The following is a 14,594-nucleotide window of genomic DNA, read 5'->3' as shown; positions in this document are numbered from 1 at the left end:
AAAAGGGCCTTTCGGCCCTGAGTTTTGCAGCAAGTATTTAAAATTCTGTTACAAGTCGAAGTCAACGCTGTATTGGATATAAGCTTTGACGTCGTCTTGTGAATCTAAATCTGTTTTAACCAAACCTAGAGTAAAGCCTGCTTTGCTCAGGCTTACACCATAATCCATATAGCTGTCATCTTCTGCAGTCCACTCCATAATGGTGTCACCACTAGAGCGTGCGATATGAATTGCCAGCTCGCTGTCGTTGAATACATTAAAACTGGCGTTGAGCTCTAGGTACAACATGTCCTCTTCTGAGCTTGCATCGTCTTGTGCGTGGGTCATGTAACTTGCTTTTACGCTCAACCATTGCCAGCTCAAAGAGGCATATATCTCACCAAAGTCACTATCACCTTCAGCATCAGGATAAGCATAATACAGATAGCCAATGTCATAACCTAAGCCTTGAGTCTCGCCACTGAAACCTCCGTAAATATCCAATTCGTAACTAGTTTGATCACCAAAGTCTACGTTAGACATCCAAGTACCGGCGTAAAAGCCGCTGTCGTTGCTGTAGTCAAGTCCTCCTGATACCGCGGCACCGTCATCGGTTTGTGTTATACCTCGCCAGTAATAATTAGAGCTAGCAGCTACGTTGGCTGTGACTGCTGCCTGTGAGTTAAAAGAGCTAATAGATAGAAAAGCTAAAGCTAATAAAGGAGCTGTTTTGTTCATTATGTTTCCTTAGAGCGCTGTGAGATATTATTAATATTAGCAACGCTTACGCCAATTTTTTGAAAAATTGAATATTTACTGTATTCCATTGAAATATTTGAACTTAACTGGCTTTATTAAGATGTGATTTAGATTGAGGTGATTAAATTACGCACTGATATGGTGCGCTCTAGATGAAATTTGCACATGTACCTAGCAAGTACATGTGCAAAATGAAAATAATAAATGTTAGCCAAAAATGGTGCGCATTAATGAAATAGTTTCATCCACACTGCGACCTTTCTCTACCTCAGCGACGATAGAGTCGCGCTTGGCACGAATATGCTCCGGAATGGAGTCATCGCTAAGTGCTCTATCAACCAACACTTGTGCAGATTCTTTACCACGACGTGTTGCTCTTTTTCCTGATGCGCTTGAGGTACGTGTTGGTTTATTGAGCAACTTAATATAGTTTGAGTTGTCTGCCGTCTCTTTATCAGCATAATAAAACCAGCAAGGTAGTAGTGCTTTGATACCCTCAAGTTCACGTTCAAACTCGTTTGCTGCATTTGGCTTGGTAAACCACGGCATGGCGTGTATGGATAGGACGACATCTTGCCAATATCTTTCAAAATCACGGTTGTTGAGTTTCGTGATACCCAGTGCTGAGCACAGTGGGTCTAATTTTGAACTGGTGATAGGGGTAAATACATCAGGGCGGCGCATTGCGAGCAATCGTGTGGCTGGCGCAAGGGTCGGCTTTTCTTCACAACTGTTAAAAGCCATAAAGTAGGCAATTATAAATTGCTGGTAGTCGTGTTCGCTAACCTCTCCTTCGAGAGGGATATGAGAGAGAGCGTCATCGAACGCCCCTGGTAAATCAGCTAGCAGTTGATGAAAGCCTTTCGCAGTTTTTGTTGAGCTAAACCACTCTACATCAAAGTCGTAAATACTGGTATCTAGCGAAGCTGCATGTTTACCGCTAAATGCCAGTCGGTCTTCGACTATCATTTCTTTTAGTGGTATAGCGCGCTTATCCGCCAGATAGTTGAGTAGTTTCATTTGCTCACCTAGCGCTAGTATTTCACTATGTTGCTCGATGAATGAAACGAGTACTGGCCAAGGTGTAATACGTAATGTCTTAAGTTGCAAAAAGCTAATAGCGTTGCTCAGTAAGTCCTGTAGCTTTTTTACGGTAGGGAGTTGATGGTCATCCAGTAAATCAAAATTTATGCGGTTTTTTGCGATATCTAATAGCTCGTAACACCACAGTAGGAAGTCTTCTGGATGGTTGTCTACTTTCACCGCCATCAGGTTTAAACTGATCTCCGTCGCTTGCTTCAAAATATTTTGGTAAATCTGGCTTTCTTGTTCACCAAGAGCCATTTTTGACGGGGAAATGAGCAACTTCTTCATGCTGGTTTGGGTCTCCACACATTAGCTTAAAAATTCATCATAAGAGTTTAGCCGCTGCCAGTTAAAACTGACAAGGGCGGGCGATCATACCTAAGAATCTTGAAGTTACAATCCACGCGATGACATTTACTAGTTTTATAATGGCTCGATTCGCAAGCTTAAGGAGTTTTTCTCGGTATTATCATAAATATGCATGAATTTAGGGGGGAGCAGCGCTACTATAGTAGTACTGACTTGAGCTAAGTATAAATTAAGGAATGTTATGAAAACCGTGTTGAAGATACTGGGTGGTGCCATTTTGGTCATAGTCGCAGTGGCACTTGCTGCGCCTTTTTTAATCCCCAAAGACCGAATTATAAGTGAATTGTCTGAACAGGTTGAATTAAACACAGGGCGACAGCTTACAATCATGGGCCAAAGTGAGCTATCTGTTATACCTAGTCTTAAGATTGAATTGCATGATGTGTATTTTGCCAATGCCGCAACAGGTTCACGCCCTGATATGGTCAGTATGCAATCGTTAGAAGTCTTTATTCCTTGGTTGTCTGTGTTTACTGGTGCAGCAAAATTGGAAAAGTTTGTCATTCGTGAGCCAGATATTTTATTGGAAGTAGATAAAAATGGTGTCGCGAATTGGCAGATCTTGCCAAAACAAGAAGCCCCAACGCGTACAGAGTCAAAGCATAAATCAGGCAAAGCTATATCATTACCAGAGAACTTTGATATTAAGCTTGGTGAAGTCGCTATTTATGGTGGCAAGTTTACTTTTAAAGATGCTCAAAGTGGTGCACAGCATCAGTTAAGTGATATCGAAGTGAGCGTACAACTACCTTCCCTATATGAGACGTTGGCAATTGCTGGTGCAATCACCTACCAACAGCAAGTATTTGAATTGAATGCGACTTTGTCAACACCTGCAAAGTTGCTCACAGGTGACACATTTAATGTGACACAAGCTGTCAACTCAGCACTTGTTAACATGAGTTTTAACGGTCAAGTCGCTCAAATGGGCGCAGATATACAGGGTGAGCTGAACTTAAAAGGGGATTCTGTGAAAGCCATTGCAAAGTGGCAGGGGGTTGAGCTCAACGCCAAAGGAGATGCTTTCAACGCGTTTGAAATAAAAGGAAGCATGAGTATGCAAGAGCAGACTTTTACGCTTGAAAAACTCACTGCTAAATTAGATGAATTGTCTATATCAGGACAAAGTACAGTAGTGCTAGGTGAGCGCCTAAATGTAAACGCCAATGTAGATTTGGGAATGCTTGACCTAAATCCCTATTTGCCAGAGCCAGTAGTACCGCCAGAAGAGAAAACGACTGATAAGAGCGCAACACCAATAGTGTGGGATGATACTAAGCTCGACTTATCGGTGTTGAATGCGTTGGATGCGAGTGTTGTCGTGCGTGCAACGGGCCTTAAAGCGCGAGAGATTAAACTAGGCGAAAACCGACTATCGCTGACATTAGCAAATGGAGTAGCTAATCTGGGCTTAGATAAGTTTAATGCTTATGAAGGTGCGGGACAGGGGACGGTAAATGTTGATGCTAGTCGAGTACCTTACAAAATAAATACCCAGTTTGCTCTTGATAGCATCAATGCACAGCCACTTCTTAGTGATGCCGTTGGGTTTGATAAAATACTAGGTAAAGGCAGTATGAATTGGCAGTTGGTAACACAAGGGCAAAGTCAGAAAGACTTTGTTTCGGCACTGGCTGGCAAATTTGCATTTGATCTTAAAGATGGAGGCGTGAAAGGCGCAAATATTGCGGAGATGACACGCCAAGCGAAGGAAATGATAAAAGGTGACTTTTCATCTTTAAAAGACGGTCTTAACTCCGATTTTAATCCCGAACAAAAGACCGACTTTTCATCATTAACAGGTAGTCTGATATTTACCAATGGGGTCGGGCGTAACACAGATCTTTATCTCGCTAGCCCGTTAATTCGTATTACTGGTGAAGGCGAAGTCGACTTGCCACAAACCAACGTAAACTATCGGCTGGTGACAGGTATCGTCGATACTATAGAAGGTCAAGCGAGCAGCGATGACAGTACAGGCTTTAAAGTACCATTGCGCATAAAAGGCCCTTTCCATAAAGTTGGCGTAAACCTTGACCTCAGCGGGGCAGCTAAAGACAAGGCCAAAGACAAAGTCAAAGATAAGCTGAAAGACAAACTCAAAGGACTATTTGGCGGCTAGTCTTAACGGTTTAATCGGTTTTATTAGGGGCTTAGCAGCCCCTTTTTAATGTCTTAATTTTGGTAATGTATGAACTTGTTAGGTTGGTAAACGTTGTTTAATAGACAGGGTACGAGGGAAGCTGTGAAATCACATTTGCTATATACACAGAGTGTAAATGATGGCTTTGACTTCCATCACTCAAGCAAATTCAATATTATTCATTTGAACGCGGTTTGGAGTCATGCTCTAGTAAAACACAGTTATATCATCATTAAGGAATTATGAGTGAAGAGCACAACTCAGAGTATCAGATTGACAGCTTGTGTGCTGATGAGTGTATGCTCTTTGAGCTTCGCAAGCGAGGCGAAAAATGAGCAATCCTTTTATCCGAATGGTGCGAACAATGCGGTGAGTATAACTTTTGACGATGGTAAGCAAAGTCAATTGGATATAGGCCTACCGATACTAGATAAGCATGACATAAAAGCCACTTTCTATGTTATGCGAGATAAAGTGGCGGAGCGTTTATCGGATTGGCAGAAAGTGGTAAAAAACGGTCATGAAATTGGAAATCATACAACTTCACATTTATGTACAGGTAACTTTCAATGGTTAAGAGAGCAAAATAAAGGTTTGGAGCAAACCAACCTTGACTGGCTTCGCAGGGATATTGAGCAAACCAATGTGTACATTGAAAAGAACTTGAAAGTAAGACCAAGATCGTTTGCATATCCTTGTGGAAATACGTTTGTAGGTCGAGGGCGCGATGTTAAAAGTTACGTGCCTGTGATAGCTAATATGTTTGAATCAGGTCGCACATGGTTGGATGAAACGGCAAACGACCCAACCTATACAGATTTTGCACAGCTAACAGGGATCCGTATCGATGGTATGAGCTTCGAAGAAATCAAACAAATGTTGGAGTTATTAAGGTTTCGTCATAGTTGGGTCATACTTGCTGGGCATGATGTAGGGGAAAGGGGGATGTATACGGTAGATAAAGAGGCGCTGGAGCGGCTAGTTAGTTACCTAAAGGAGCCCGAAAATGGCTATTGGGTTAATACCGTCGACAATATTGCGAATTATATCAAGCAAAACCGCTTGCCTTTGTAATGTGCAGGTAGGGCGATGACCATTAGGTGGTTTTTTAACCTAATGAAGTATAAAGGGAGTTTTATGTTGAAATCGCTAACTTGTGCCCCCACCTAGTAAAACTGTACCTGCTCTAACAGCTGTGTTTGCTAAATTAATTAAAAATTGAACTATGAATACGCAACCTTTGCTGGTACAATTGCCCGCCCTTGAAAGACAAATGACTCGTTTTTTGAGCGGAAAATAATCTAAATGCTTTGATTTTAAACAAAATTAAAGCGAGTTGTAACTACACCGGAGCTCATTAATATGATCCAAATGCAAACTCAGCTGGACGTTGCTGATAACAGCGGCGCTCGCAAAGTGCAGTGTATTAAAGTCCTTGGTGGTTCGCACCGTCGCTACGCGGCTGTTGGTGACATCATTAAAGTTTCTGTTAAAGAAGCAATTCCTCGCGGTAAAGTGAAGAAAGGTGATGTTAAAAACGCGGTAGTTGTGCGTACTAAAAAAGGCGTTCGTCGTCCGGACGGTTCATTGATCCGTTTCGATAGCAATGCGGCTGTTATCTTAAATGATAACCTACAGCCTATTGGTACTCGTATCTTCGGCCCTGTGACTCGTGAACTACGTACTGAAAAGTTCATGAAAATCGTTTCACTAGCCCCAGAAGTACTATAAGGAGTCTATCATGGCAGCAAAAATCCGTCGTGATGACGAAGTAATCGTACTAGCCGGTAAAGACAAAGGTAAGCGCGGTAAAGTGCTTTCAGTTGTAACTGAAACTGGTCGAGTATTTGTCGAAGGCATTAACTTAATCAAGAAACACCAAAAGCCTGTTCCACAATTGCAGCAAGCTGGCGGTATTGTTGAGAAAGAAGCGTCAATCGACGTATCAAACGTTGCGATCTTCAACCAGGAAACTGGTAAAGCAGATCGTGTAGGTTTCAAGATTGAAGACGGTAAGAAATTACGTATCTTCAAATCTACTGGTAAAACTATCTAATAGTTGGAGTAGAATGATGGCGAAACTGCATGAAGTATATAAAGACAAAGTAGTCGCTGAACTTCAAGAGAAGTTTGGTTTCAGCTCTGTCATGCAAGTCCCTCAGATCGAAAAGATCACATTAAACATGGGTGTGGGCGAAGCCCTAGCTGACAAGAAAATTCTAGAAAACGCTGTTGCAGATCTAGAAGCAATCTCTGGTCAGAAAGCTCTTATCACGAAAGCACGCAAATCAGTAGCTGGCTTCAAAATTCGTGAAGGCTACCCAATTGGCTGTAAAGTAACCCTACGCGGCGAGCGTATGTGGGATTTCCTTGAGCGTTTAGTCTCAATTGCGATGCCACGTATTCGTGACTTCCGCGGTGTTAGCGCTAAGTCTTTTGACGGTCGCGGTAACTACTCTATGGGCGTACGTGAGCAAATCATCTTCCCAGAAATCGATTATGATAAAGTAGACCGCGTTCGCGGTATGGATATCACAATCACTACTTCTGCGAAAACAGATGAGGAAGGCCGTGCGTTGTTAGAAGCATTTAACTTCCCATTCAAGAAATAAGGGTAGGGTTATGGCAAAGAATTCTATGAAAGCGCGCGAAGCAAAGCGCACTAAATTAGTTGCTCAGTACGCTGAAAAGCGCGCGGCACTAAAAGCTATCATCAGTGATGTTAACGCATCAGAAGATGATCGTTGGGATGCGGTATTAAAGCTTCAAAGCTTACCGCGTGATTCAAGCCCTGCACGTCAACGTAATCGTTGTAACATCACGGGCCGCCCACATGGTTTCCTTCGCAAATTCGGCATGAGCCGTATCAAAGTTCGCGAAGCAGCTATGCGCGGTGAAATTCCTGGCCTTAAAAAGGCTTCTTGGTAATAGAATCACGGGAGTAAGACATGAGCTTGCAAGATCCTATTGCGGATTTGTTCACACGTATCCGTAACGGTCAGACTGCGAAGAAGGTTGCTGTATCAATGCCAACTTCAAAGCTGAAAGTAGCAGTAGCTAAGGTACTTAAAGACGAAGGTTATATCACAGACTTCGCAGTATCTGGCGACGCAAAACCAGAATTGACTATCGAACTAAAGTACTTCGAAGGCAAAGCTGTTATTGAAAACATCCAGCGTGTTAGCCGCCCTGGTCTACGTATCTATAAGAAACGTGACGCATTACCTAAGGTAATGGGTGGTCTAGGTATCGCTATCGTATCAACTTCTCAAGGCTTGATGACAGACCGCGCAGCACGTAGTGCAGGCGTTGGTGGTGAAATCATTGGCTTTGTAGCTTAATCGGAGGGGAACAATGTCTCGTATAGCGAAGGCTCCAATTACAGTTCCTGCCGGTGTAGAAGTTACAATTAAAGGCCAGGACATCACAGTTAAAGGCAAAAATGGTGAGTTGTCTCGTACTATCAACGACGCTGTTGAAGTAACTCTAGCTGACAACGTGATCACAACGACACCTCGTGACGTTGCGAACGCGTGGGCACAAGCAGGTACTGCTCGTGCACTTATCAACAACATGATTGTTGGTACACACGAAGGTTATGAGAAAAAACTTCAACTAGTTGGTGTTGGTTACCGTGCGGCTGTTAAGGGTAAAGTTTTAGACTTAACTCTTGGCTTCTCTCACCCAGTGAACTTTGATATCCCTGAGGGCATCACTATCGAAGCTCCAAGCCAAACTGAACTTGTAGTTAAGGGCGCTGACAAACAATTAGTTGGTCAAACTGCTGCTAACATCCGCGCATACCGTGAGCCAGAGCCTTATAAAGGTAAAGGTGTACGTTACGCAGATGAGCACGTGCGTCGTAAAGAAGCTAAGAAGAAGTAAGGTAAGACGATGGATAAGAAAACAGCTCGTCTACGTCGTGCTAAACGCACCCGTAGAAATTTTATTGAACAAGGCACTACGCGTCTTGTTATCCACCGCACGCCACGTCACATCTATGCTCAGGTTGTTAATGCTGAGGGTAGTGTACTGGCTGCTGCTTCTACTGTTGAAAAAGCAATTAGCGAAACAGTTTCAGGTACAAGCAACATCGCTGCAGCTCAAGCTGTAGGTAAAGCTGTTGCTGAACGTGCAGCTGACAAAGGCATTGAGAAAATCGCCTTTGACCGCAGTGGCTTTAAATATCACGGCCGTGTGAAGGCGCTAGCTGATGCTGCGCGTGAAGCCGGTCTGCAATTCTAGGAGTAGACAATGGCTAACGTAGAAGCAAAGCAACAACAGCCTGATTTAGCTGAAAAGCTAATCGCGGTGAACCGTGTGTCTAAAGTGGTTAAAGGTGGTCGTATCTTTAGCTTCACTGCACTAACAGTAGTTGGTGACGGCGCGGGTAAAGTAGGTTTTGGTTATGGTAAAGCACGTGAAGTTCCTGCTGCTATTCAAAAAGCAATGGAAAAAGCACGTCGCAACATGATCAACGTTGAACTAAATGGTAACACGTTACAGCACCCTATCAAGGGTCGTCACGCGGGTTCTAAAGTATACATGCAGCCAGCATCTGAAGGTACTGGTATCATCGCCGGTGGTGCAATGCGTGCAGTACTAGAAGTAACGGGTGTACAGAACGTATTATCAAAAGCATACGGTTCAACAAACCCAATCAACATCGTTCGTGCAACAATCTCAGCTCTAGAGAATATGAATTCTCCAGAAGGTATTGCTGCAAAACGTGGTTTAACTGTTGAACAGATTCAGGGGTAATTAACCATGGCTAATAAAACTGTAAAAGTTACTCAAGTAAAGAGCTCTATCGGTCGTTTACCGAAACATAAAGCAACTTTACGTGGCCTTGGTTTACGTCGTATCAATCACACTGTTGAGTTAGAAGACACAGCATGTGTACGTGGTATGATCAACCAAGTTTCTTACATGGTTAAGGTTGAGGGGTAATTCGAATGCATTTGAATACACTTTCACCTGCTGCTGGTGCAAAAACTGAAAAGAAACGTCTAGGTCGTGGTATTGGTTCTGGTCTTGGTAAGACTGGTGGCCGTGGTCATAAAGGCCAAAAATCACGTTCTGGCGGTAAAGTACGCGTTGGTTTCGAAGGCGGTCAAATGCCTATGCAACGTCGTCTACCTAAGTTCGGTTTCACTTCTCGTAAATCTTTAGTATCTACAGAAGTTAACCTATACGAAATCGCTAAAGTTGAAGGCGATGTGGTAGACTTGAACGCGTTACAAGCAGCTGGTCTAGTTAAAAAGAACGTTCTGTTCGTTAAAGTTGTTAAATCTGGCGAAGTTTCACGCGCAGTAACCGTTAAAGGCATTAAAGTGTCTAAAGGTGCTCGCGAAGCTATCGAAGCTGCCGGAGGCAAGGTAGAAGAATAAGGAAGTACACTATGGCTAAACCAGGTCAAGATATGCAAAGTGCACAAAGTGGGCTTGCGGAACTGAAGCGTCGATTACTATTTGTATTGGGTGCTATCATTATTTACCGTCTAGGTTCATTCGTGCCGATCCCTGGGATTGATGCCGCTGTACTTGCCGATTTCTTCGAGCAACAAAAGGGCACCATTGTTGAAATGTTCAACATGTTCAGCGGTGGTGCGCTTGAGCGTGCTTCGGTACTGGCATTAGGTATTATGCCATATATCTCAGCTTCAATTATTATGCAGCTATTGACGCATATACATCCTGCGATGATAGAGCTTAAAAAAGAAGGTGAGCAAGGGCGTAAGAAAATTAGTCAGTACACGCGTTATGGTACGCTTGTGCTTGCTACATTCCAGTCAATAGGTATAGCCACAGGCTTACCAAGCATGATGGACGGGTTAGTTGTTAACCCAGGTTTCGGTTTCTACTTCACCGCAGTGGTGAGTTTGGTAACTGGTACTATGTTCTTAATGTGGCTGGGCGAACAAATCACAGAACGAGGTATTGGTAACGGTATCTCAGTCCTGATTTTTGTTGGTATTGTAGCTAACCTGCCGTCTGCGATTGGTTCGACAGCTGAAATGGCGCGCCAAGGTGATCTGAATATTCTTGTACTGTTATTGATTGCGGTAATCGTATTCGCAGTTACTTATCTTGTGGTGTTCTTTGAACGTGGTCAACGTCGTATCGTCGTTAACTACGCTAAACGCCAGCAAGGTCGTCAAGTATTTGCTGCTCAAAGCACGCATTTACCACTAAAAGTAAATATGGCGGGTGTTATTCCACCAATCTTTGCTAGCAGTATAATTTTGTTCCCTGGTACAATTGCAAGCTGGTTCGGCCAAGGTGAAGGTCCGGTCGCTGATGTGCTACAGGCTATCTCTGCAGTATTGACTCCTGGTCAACCTCTGTATGCGATGGTTTTGGCTGCGGCTATTATCTTCTTCTGCTTCTTCTACACTGCGTTGGTATTTAACCCGCGTGAGACAGCAGATAACCTGAAAAAATCTGGCGCTTTTATTCCAGGCATTCGTCCAGGTGAGCAGACATCTAAATACATTGATAAAGTGATGACACGCCTGACATTGGCAGGTGCTTTGTATATAACCTTTATCTGTCTGGTGCCCGAGTTTATGACCATGGCATGGCAAACGCCATTCTACTTCGGCGGTACATCAATTTTGATTATCGTGGTTGTGATCATGGACTTTATGGCACAAGTACAGACTCATATGATGTCACATCAGTATGATTCTGTGCTGAAAAAAGCAAACCTTAAAGGCTATGGCCGATAAGGTTATTTTCACGGAGTTGAGCAATGAAAGTACGTGCTTCCGTTAAGAAAATTTGCCGTAACTGTAAAGTTATCAAGCGTGCTGGTGTAGTACGTGTGATCTGCAGTGAGCCTAAGCACAAGCAAAGGCAAGGCTAATAAAAAGTCATGCAGGCTAAGTAAATCTTACTTAGCCTGTGTTTTTGAATGTGATCCGATCTTCGTTTGAGTATCCTTGCGGGCTTTTCAAACAGATGGGTGTCGGATCTAAATATAGGAGATGTGTTAGTGGCCCGTATCGCTGGCATTAACGTCCCTGATCATAAGCATGCAGTTATTGGTTTAACTAGCATCTATGGTGTAGGTAAAACTCGCGCTAAGGCGATCTTAGCAGCGACTGGTATCGCCGAAACTACAAAAATCGGTGATCTTTCTGACGAAACACTTGACGTACTTCGTGAAGAAGTTGGCAAGTACACAGTCGAAGGTGATCTTCGCCGTGAAGTGACTTTAAACATCAAGCGTCTTATGGACCTTGGTTGTTTCCGTGGCTTACGTCATCGTCGTTCGTTACCACTACGTGGTCAACGTACTAAGACTAACGCGCGTACTCGTAAGGGTCCTCGCAAGCCTATCAAGAAATAAGGTGGGGTAAGTTATGGCTAAAGCACCAATTCGTCGTAAAAAGGTCAAAAAACAAGTTGTTGATGGTATGGCACATGTTCATGCTTCATTCAACAATACAATCGTAACCATTACTGACCGTCAAGGTAATGCTCTTTCTTGGGCGACTGCAGGTGGTTCTGGTTTCCGTGGTTCACGTAAGTCTACTCCGTTCGCTGCACAGGTTGCTGCTGAGCGCGCAGGTACTGCTGCACAAGAGTACGGTCTTAAGAACCTAGAAGTGTTCATTAAAGGTCCAGGTCCAGGCCGTGAGTCTGCTGTACGTGCATTGAATGCTGCGGGTTACCGTATCACAAACATCACTGACGTGACGCCAATCCCTCATAATGGTTGTCGTCCACCGAAGAAACGTCGCGTTTAACAATAGGTTAGGAGAAAGAACATGGCAAGATATTTGGGCCCTAAGCTCAAGCTGAGTCGTCGTGAAGGTACTGACCTGTTCCTTAAGAGCGGCGTGAGAGCTATCGACTCAAAGTGTAAGCTTGAGACTGCACCTGGTCAGCACGGCGCTCGTAAAGGTCGTCTATCTGATTACGGTTTACAATTACGTGAAAAGCAAAAAGTACGTCGTATCTACGGTATACTTGAGAAGCAATTCCGTAACTATTACAAAGAAGCTGCTCGCCTTAAAGGTAATACAGGTGAAAACCTACTACAGCTTCTAGAGCAACGTTTAGACAATGTTGTATATCGCATGGGTTTTGCGAGCACACGTGCAGAAGCACGTCAGCTAGTTAGCCACAAAGCGGTTATGGTTAATGGTCGTGTTGTTAATATCCCTTCTTTCGTAGTTACTCCTGAAGATGTAGTAGTAATTCGCGAGAAGTCTAAAAAGCAAGCGCGTATCATCGCTGCTCTAGAGTTGGCTGAGCAACGTGAAAAGCCAACTTGGATTGAAGTTGACGGTAAGAAAATGGAAGGTAGCTTCAAGCGCCTACCAGAGCGTTCTGATCTGTCTGCGGACATTAACGAACAACTAATCGTCGAACTTTACTCGAAGTAAAGTTAAGAGTTAAGAGAGGATAAAATGCAGGGTTCTGTAACCGAATTCCTAAAGCCAAGGTTAGTCGATATCGACGCTATCAACCCAACGCGTTCTAAAGTTGTTTTAGAACCATTAGAGCGTGGTTTTGGCCACACTTTGGGTAACGCTTTACGCCGTATACTGTTGTCATCTATGCCAGGATGTGCAGTAACTGAAGTTGAAATCGACGGTGTATTGCACGAGTACAGCGCGAAAGAAGGCGTTCAAGAAGACATCATTGAAATTTTGTTGAACCTTAAAGGTTTAGCGGTATCTCTAGAAGGTAAAGATGAAGTTTTTCTGACCCTGACTAAGTCTGGTGTAGGCCCTGTGACTGCGGCAGATATCCAGCACGATGGAGATGTAACAATCGCCAATCCGGATCACATCATTTGTCACTTAACTGCTGACAATAGTGAAATCAGCATGAGAATTCGTGTTGAGCGTGGTCGTGGTTATGTGCCTGCGTCTAGCCGTTTATCCTCTGATGACGATGAGCGTCCAATTGGTCGTTTGCTGCTTGATGCATCATTCAGTCCAGTTGAGCGTATTGCGTACTCGGTTGAGTCAGCCCGTGTTGAACAACGTACAGACTTAGACAAGTTAATCATTGATATGGAAACAAACGGCACTTTAGATCCTGAAGAAGCGATCCGCCGCGCGTCTACTATCTTAGCTGAGCAGTTAGAAGCATTCGTAGATTTACGAGATGTGTCTGAGCCAGAAGAGAAAGAAGAGAAGCCAGAATTCGATCCTATTCTGCTTCGTCCAGTTGATGATCTTGAGCTAACAGTACGTTCAGCAAACTGTCTGAAAGCCGAGCAAATTCAATATATCGGTGACTTAGTACAGCGTACTGAAGTTGAGCTTCTGAAAACACCAAACCTTGGTAAGAAGTCTCTAACTGAAATCAAAGATGTACTGGCTTCACGTGGTCTTTCACTAGGTATGCGCCTAGAGAACTGGCCGCCGGCAAGCTTAGCTGAATAAGCTAAGTTACTATATTTTAGTTAGAAGGATAGGGTCATGCGCCATCGTAAGAGTGGTCGTCAATTAAACCGTAACAGCAGCCATCGCAAAGCGATGTTCAGCAACATGGCTGGTTCTTTGGTGAAGCACGAAATCATCAAAACAACTTTGCCTAAAGCGAAAGAGTTGCGCCGTGTAATTGAACCTTTAATCACACTGGCTAAGACTGACAGTGTAGCAAACCGTCGTTTAGCGTTTGCTCGCACGCGTGATAAAGAAGTAGTTGGTAAATTATTCAGCGAAATCGGTCCTCGTTTTGAGGGTCGTCCAGGTGGTTACACTCGTATTCTTAAGTGTGGCTTCCGTGCTGGTGATAATGCACCAATGGCTTACGTTGAGCTTCTAGACCGCCCTGTTGCGGAAGAAACTCAAGAAGACGCACAGTCTGCAGAGTAAGTCTTTATAAGACATTGAAAAAGCCGAGCTATTGCTCGGCTTTTTTCGTTATGAAACTTATTTTTTAGAAATTCCAATGGAACAGTAGAGCAGAGTGATTACCATCGACTTTGTTGTGATTTGCGATATCATTAGAAATATTAATAGAGCCAATTTTTGATACCGTGTACTCAACGGAACTATATCTGAGTTCTAAGCTAGCGCTTATGTCTTCGAAGGTATACATACCTGAAAGTATAAATTTACCAGCGTTATCGAGTTTTACATCGTCAGAAAAGTCACTTTCGAGTTCTACTGAAGTATCCACACCATAACCTGCACCGAGTTTTACGTGGTTGTTTAATTTGTAATATAAAATCACTGTCGAAAGATAGACGGTTGAAAGAAATATCACCATTATCAGCGTTTGCGGAATCG

At 43.5% G+C, this 14,594-nt stretch carries 22 protein-coding genes (1 of these 22 cut by a window edge); 19 read left to right on the top strand and 3 right to left on the bottom strand.

Features of this window, described 5'->3' with window-relative positions:
• Window positions 1-48 precede the first annotated feature (48 nt).
• Both BIW53_RS14020 and BIW53_RS14015 read right to left on the bottom strand, forming a co-directional pair.
• Window positions 49-717, bottom strand: coding sequence for a TorF family putative porin (locus tag BIW53_RS14020; protein ID WP_070992640.1), 669 nt, complete (start codon window positions 715-717; stop codon window positions 49-51).
• 228 nt (window positions 718-945) lie between these two features.
• Window positions 946-2,112 carry a hypothetical protein gene (locus BIW53_RS14015; RefSeq protein ID WP_070992639.1) on the bottom strand — a complete coding sequence of 389 codons (1,167 nt, stop codon included), beginning with the start codon at window positions 2,110-2,112 and terminating at the stop codon, window positions 946-948.
• Between the two features lie 262 nt (window positions 2,113-2,374).
• On the opposite strand from BIW53_RS14015, the gene BIW53_RS14010 reads away from it, so the two are divergent.
• The 19 genes from BIW53_RS14010 to rplQ all read left to right on the top strand — a co-directional run bounded on the left by BIW53_RS14010 (window position 2,375) and on the right by rplQ (window position 14,177).
• Window positions 2,375-4,315, top strand: a complete 1,941-nt coding sequence (locus BIW53_RS14010; protein ID WP_070992638.1) for an AsmA family protein — start codon at window positions 2,375-2,377, stop codon at window positions 4,313-4,315.
• A gap of 267 nt (window positions 4,316-4,582) precedes the next feature.
• Entirely contained in the window at window positions 4,583-5,410 is an 828-nt protein-coding gene (locus tag BIW53_RS14005; protein ID WP_070992637.1) for a polysaccharide deacetylase family protein, read from the top strand.
• Between the two features lie 288 nt (window positions 5,411-5,698).
• Entirely contained in the window at window positions 5,699-6,067 is a 369-nt protein-coding gene (gene rplN / locus BIW53_RS14000) for a 50S ribosomal protein L14 (protein ID WP_010378257.1), read from the top strand.
• A 10-nt stretch (window positions 6,068-6,077) separates the two neighbouring features.
• Window positions 6,078-6,392 carry a 50S ribosomal protein L24 gene (gene rplX, locus BIW53_RS13995; protein WP_070986511.1) on the top strand — a complete coding sequence of 105 codons (315 nt, stop codon included), beginning with the start codon at window positions 6,078-6,080 and terminating at the stop codon, window positions 6,390-6,392.
• 16 nt (window positions 6,393-6,408) lie between these two features.
• Window positions 6,409-6,948, top strand: coding sequence for a 50S ribosomal protein L5 (gene rplE / locus BIW53_RS13990; protein ID WP_070986510.1), 540 nt, complete (start codon window positions 6,409-6,411; stop codon window positions 6,946-6,948).
• 10 nt (window positions 6,949-6,958) lie between these two features.
• Window positions 6,959-7,264, top strand: coding sequence for a 30S ribosomal protein S14 (rpsN, locus tag BIW53_RS13985; RefSeq protein ID WP_058031299.1), 306 nt, complete (start codon window positions 6,959-6,961; stop codon window positions 7,262-7,264).
• A 20-nt stretch (window positions 7,265-7,284) separates the two neighbouring features.
• Window positions 7,285-7,677 carry a 30S ribosomal protein S8 gene (gene rpsH, locus BIW53_RS13980; protein ID WP_070992636.1) on the top strand — a complete coding sequence of 131 codons (393 nt, stop codon included), beginning with the start codon at window positions 7,285-7,287 and terminating at the stop codon, window positions 7,675-7,677.
• A gap of 13 nt (window positions 7,678-7,690) precedes the next feature.
• Entirely contained in the window at window positions 7,691-8,221 is a 531-nt protein-coding gene (gene rplF / locus BIW53_RS13975; protein ID WP_070992635.1) for a 50S ribosomal protein L6, read from the top strand.
• A 9-nt stretch (window positions 8,222-8,230) separates the two neighbouring features.
• Window positions 8,231-8,581, top strand: a complete 351-nt coding sequence (gene rplR, locus BIW53_RS13970) for a 50S ribosomal protein L18 (protein ID WP_070992634.1) — start codon at window positions 8,231-8,233, stop codon at window positions 8,579-8,581.
• Window positions 8,582-8,590: 9 nt separating this feature from the next.
• Window positions 8,591-9,097 carry a 30S ribosomal protein S5 gene (gene rpsE / locus BIW53_RS13965; RefSeq protein ID WP_070992633.1) on the top strand — a complete coding sequence of 169 codons (507 nt, stop codon included), beginning with the start codon at window positions 8,591-8,593 and terminating at the stop codon, window positions 9,095-9,097.
• Between the two features lie 6 nt (window positions 9,098-9,103).
• Complete coding sequence (gene rpmD, locus BIW53_RS13960) at window positions 9,104-9,286, top strand: 50S ribosomal protein L30 (protein WP_016710201.1); 183 nt, start codon at window positions 9,104-9,106, stop codon at window positions 9,284-9,286.
• Between the two features lie 5 nt (window positions 9,287-9,291).
• A complete protein-coding gene (gene rplO / locus BIW53_RS13955; protein WP_070986505.1) occupies window positions 9,292-9,726 on the top strand; it encodes a 50S ribosomal protein L15 in 435 nt (144 codons plus the stop codon).
• 11 nt (window positions 9,727-9,737) lie between these two features.
• Window positions 9,738-11,066, top strand: coding sequence for a preprotein translocase subunit SecY (secY, locus tag BIW53_RS13950; RefSeq protein WP_070992632.1), 1,329 nt, complete (start codon window positions 9,738-9,740; stop codon window positions 11,064-11,066).
• Between the two features lie 23 nt (window positions 11,067-11,089).
• Window positions 11,090-11,203: a 50S ribosomal protein L36 gene (rpmJ, locus tag BIW53_RS13945; protein WP_002959476.1), complete on the top strand. Its 114-nt coding sequence runs from the start codon at window positions 11,090-11,092 to the stop codon at window positions 11,201-11,203.
• A gap of 129 nt (window positions 11,204-11,332) precedes the next feature.
• Window positions 11,333-11,689 (top strand): 30S ribosomal protein S13, encoded by a 357-nt coding sequence (rpsM, locus tag BIW53_RS13940; RefSeq protein WP_058031679.1) that lies wholly within the window; start codon window positions 11,333-11,335, stop codon window positions 11,687-11,689.
• A gap of 13 nt (window positions 11,690-11,702) precedes the next feature.
• Window positions 11,703-12,089, top strand: a complete 387-nt coding sequence (gene rpsK / locus BIW53_RS13935; RefSeq protein WP_010363724.1) for a 30S ribosomal protein S11 — start codon at window positions 11,703-11,705, stop codon at window positions 12,087-12,089.
• Window positions 12,090-12,110: 21 nt separating this feature from the next.
• The gene (gene rpsD / locus BIW53_RS13930; protein WP_070986503.1) at window positions 12,111-12,731 is read left to right on the top strand and encodes a 30S ribosomal protein S4; all 621 of its coding nucleotides are present in this window, start codon (window positions 12,111-12,113) and stop codon (window positions 12,729-12,731) included.
• Window positions 12,732-12,755: 24 nt separating this feature from the next.
• Window positions 12,756-13,742, top strand: a complete 987-nt coding sequence (locus tag BIW53_RS13925) for a DNA-directed RNA polymerase subunit alpha (RefSeq protein ID WP_070992631.1) — start codon at window positions 12,756-12,758, stop codon at window positions 13,740-13,742.
• A gap of 36 nt (window positions 13,743-13,778) precedes the next feature.
• Complete coding sequence (rplQ, locus tag BIW53_RS13920) at window positions 13,779-14,177, top strand: 50S ribosomal protein L17 (protein WP_070992630.1); 399 nt, start codon at window positions 13,779-13,781, stop codon at window positions 14,175-14,177.
• A gap of 64 nt (window positions 14,178-14,241) precedes the next feature.
• Here rplQ and BIW53_RS13915 read toward each other — a convergent pair whose 3' ends face one another.
• A protein-coding gene (locus BIW53_RS13915; protein WP_070992629.1) for a hypothetical protein crosses the window boundary here: on the bottom strand, window positions 14,242-14,594 show its 3' portion. 16 nt of this gene lie beyond the right edge of the window; only the last 353 of its 369 coding nucleotides appear in the window; its start codon lies beyond the right edge, outside the window — the gene reads right to left on this strand; it ends in the stop codon at window positions 14,242-14,244.

The sequence above is a fragment of the Pseudoalteromonas byunsanensis genome, from assembly GCF_001854475.1.
GTDB classification, from domain to species: Bacteria; Pseudomonadota; Gammaproteobacteria; order Enterobacterales; family Alteromonadaceae; genus Pseudoalteromonas; species Pseudoalteromonas byunsanensis.
The sequence above is the reverse complement of the archived record's forward strand: the minus strand, read 5'-3'. Positions and strand labels throughout refer to the sequence as shown.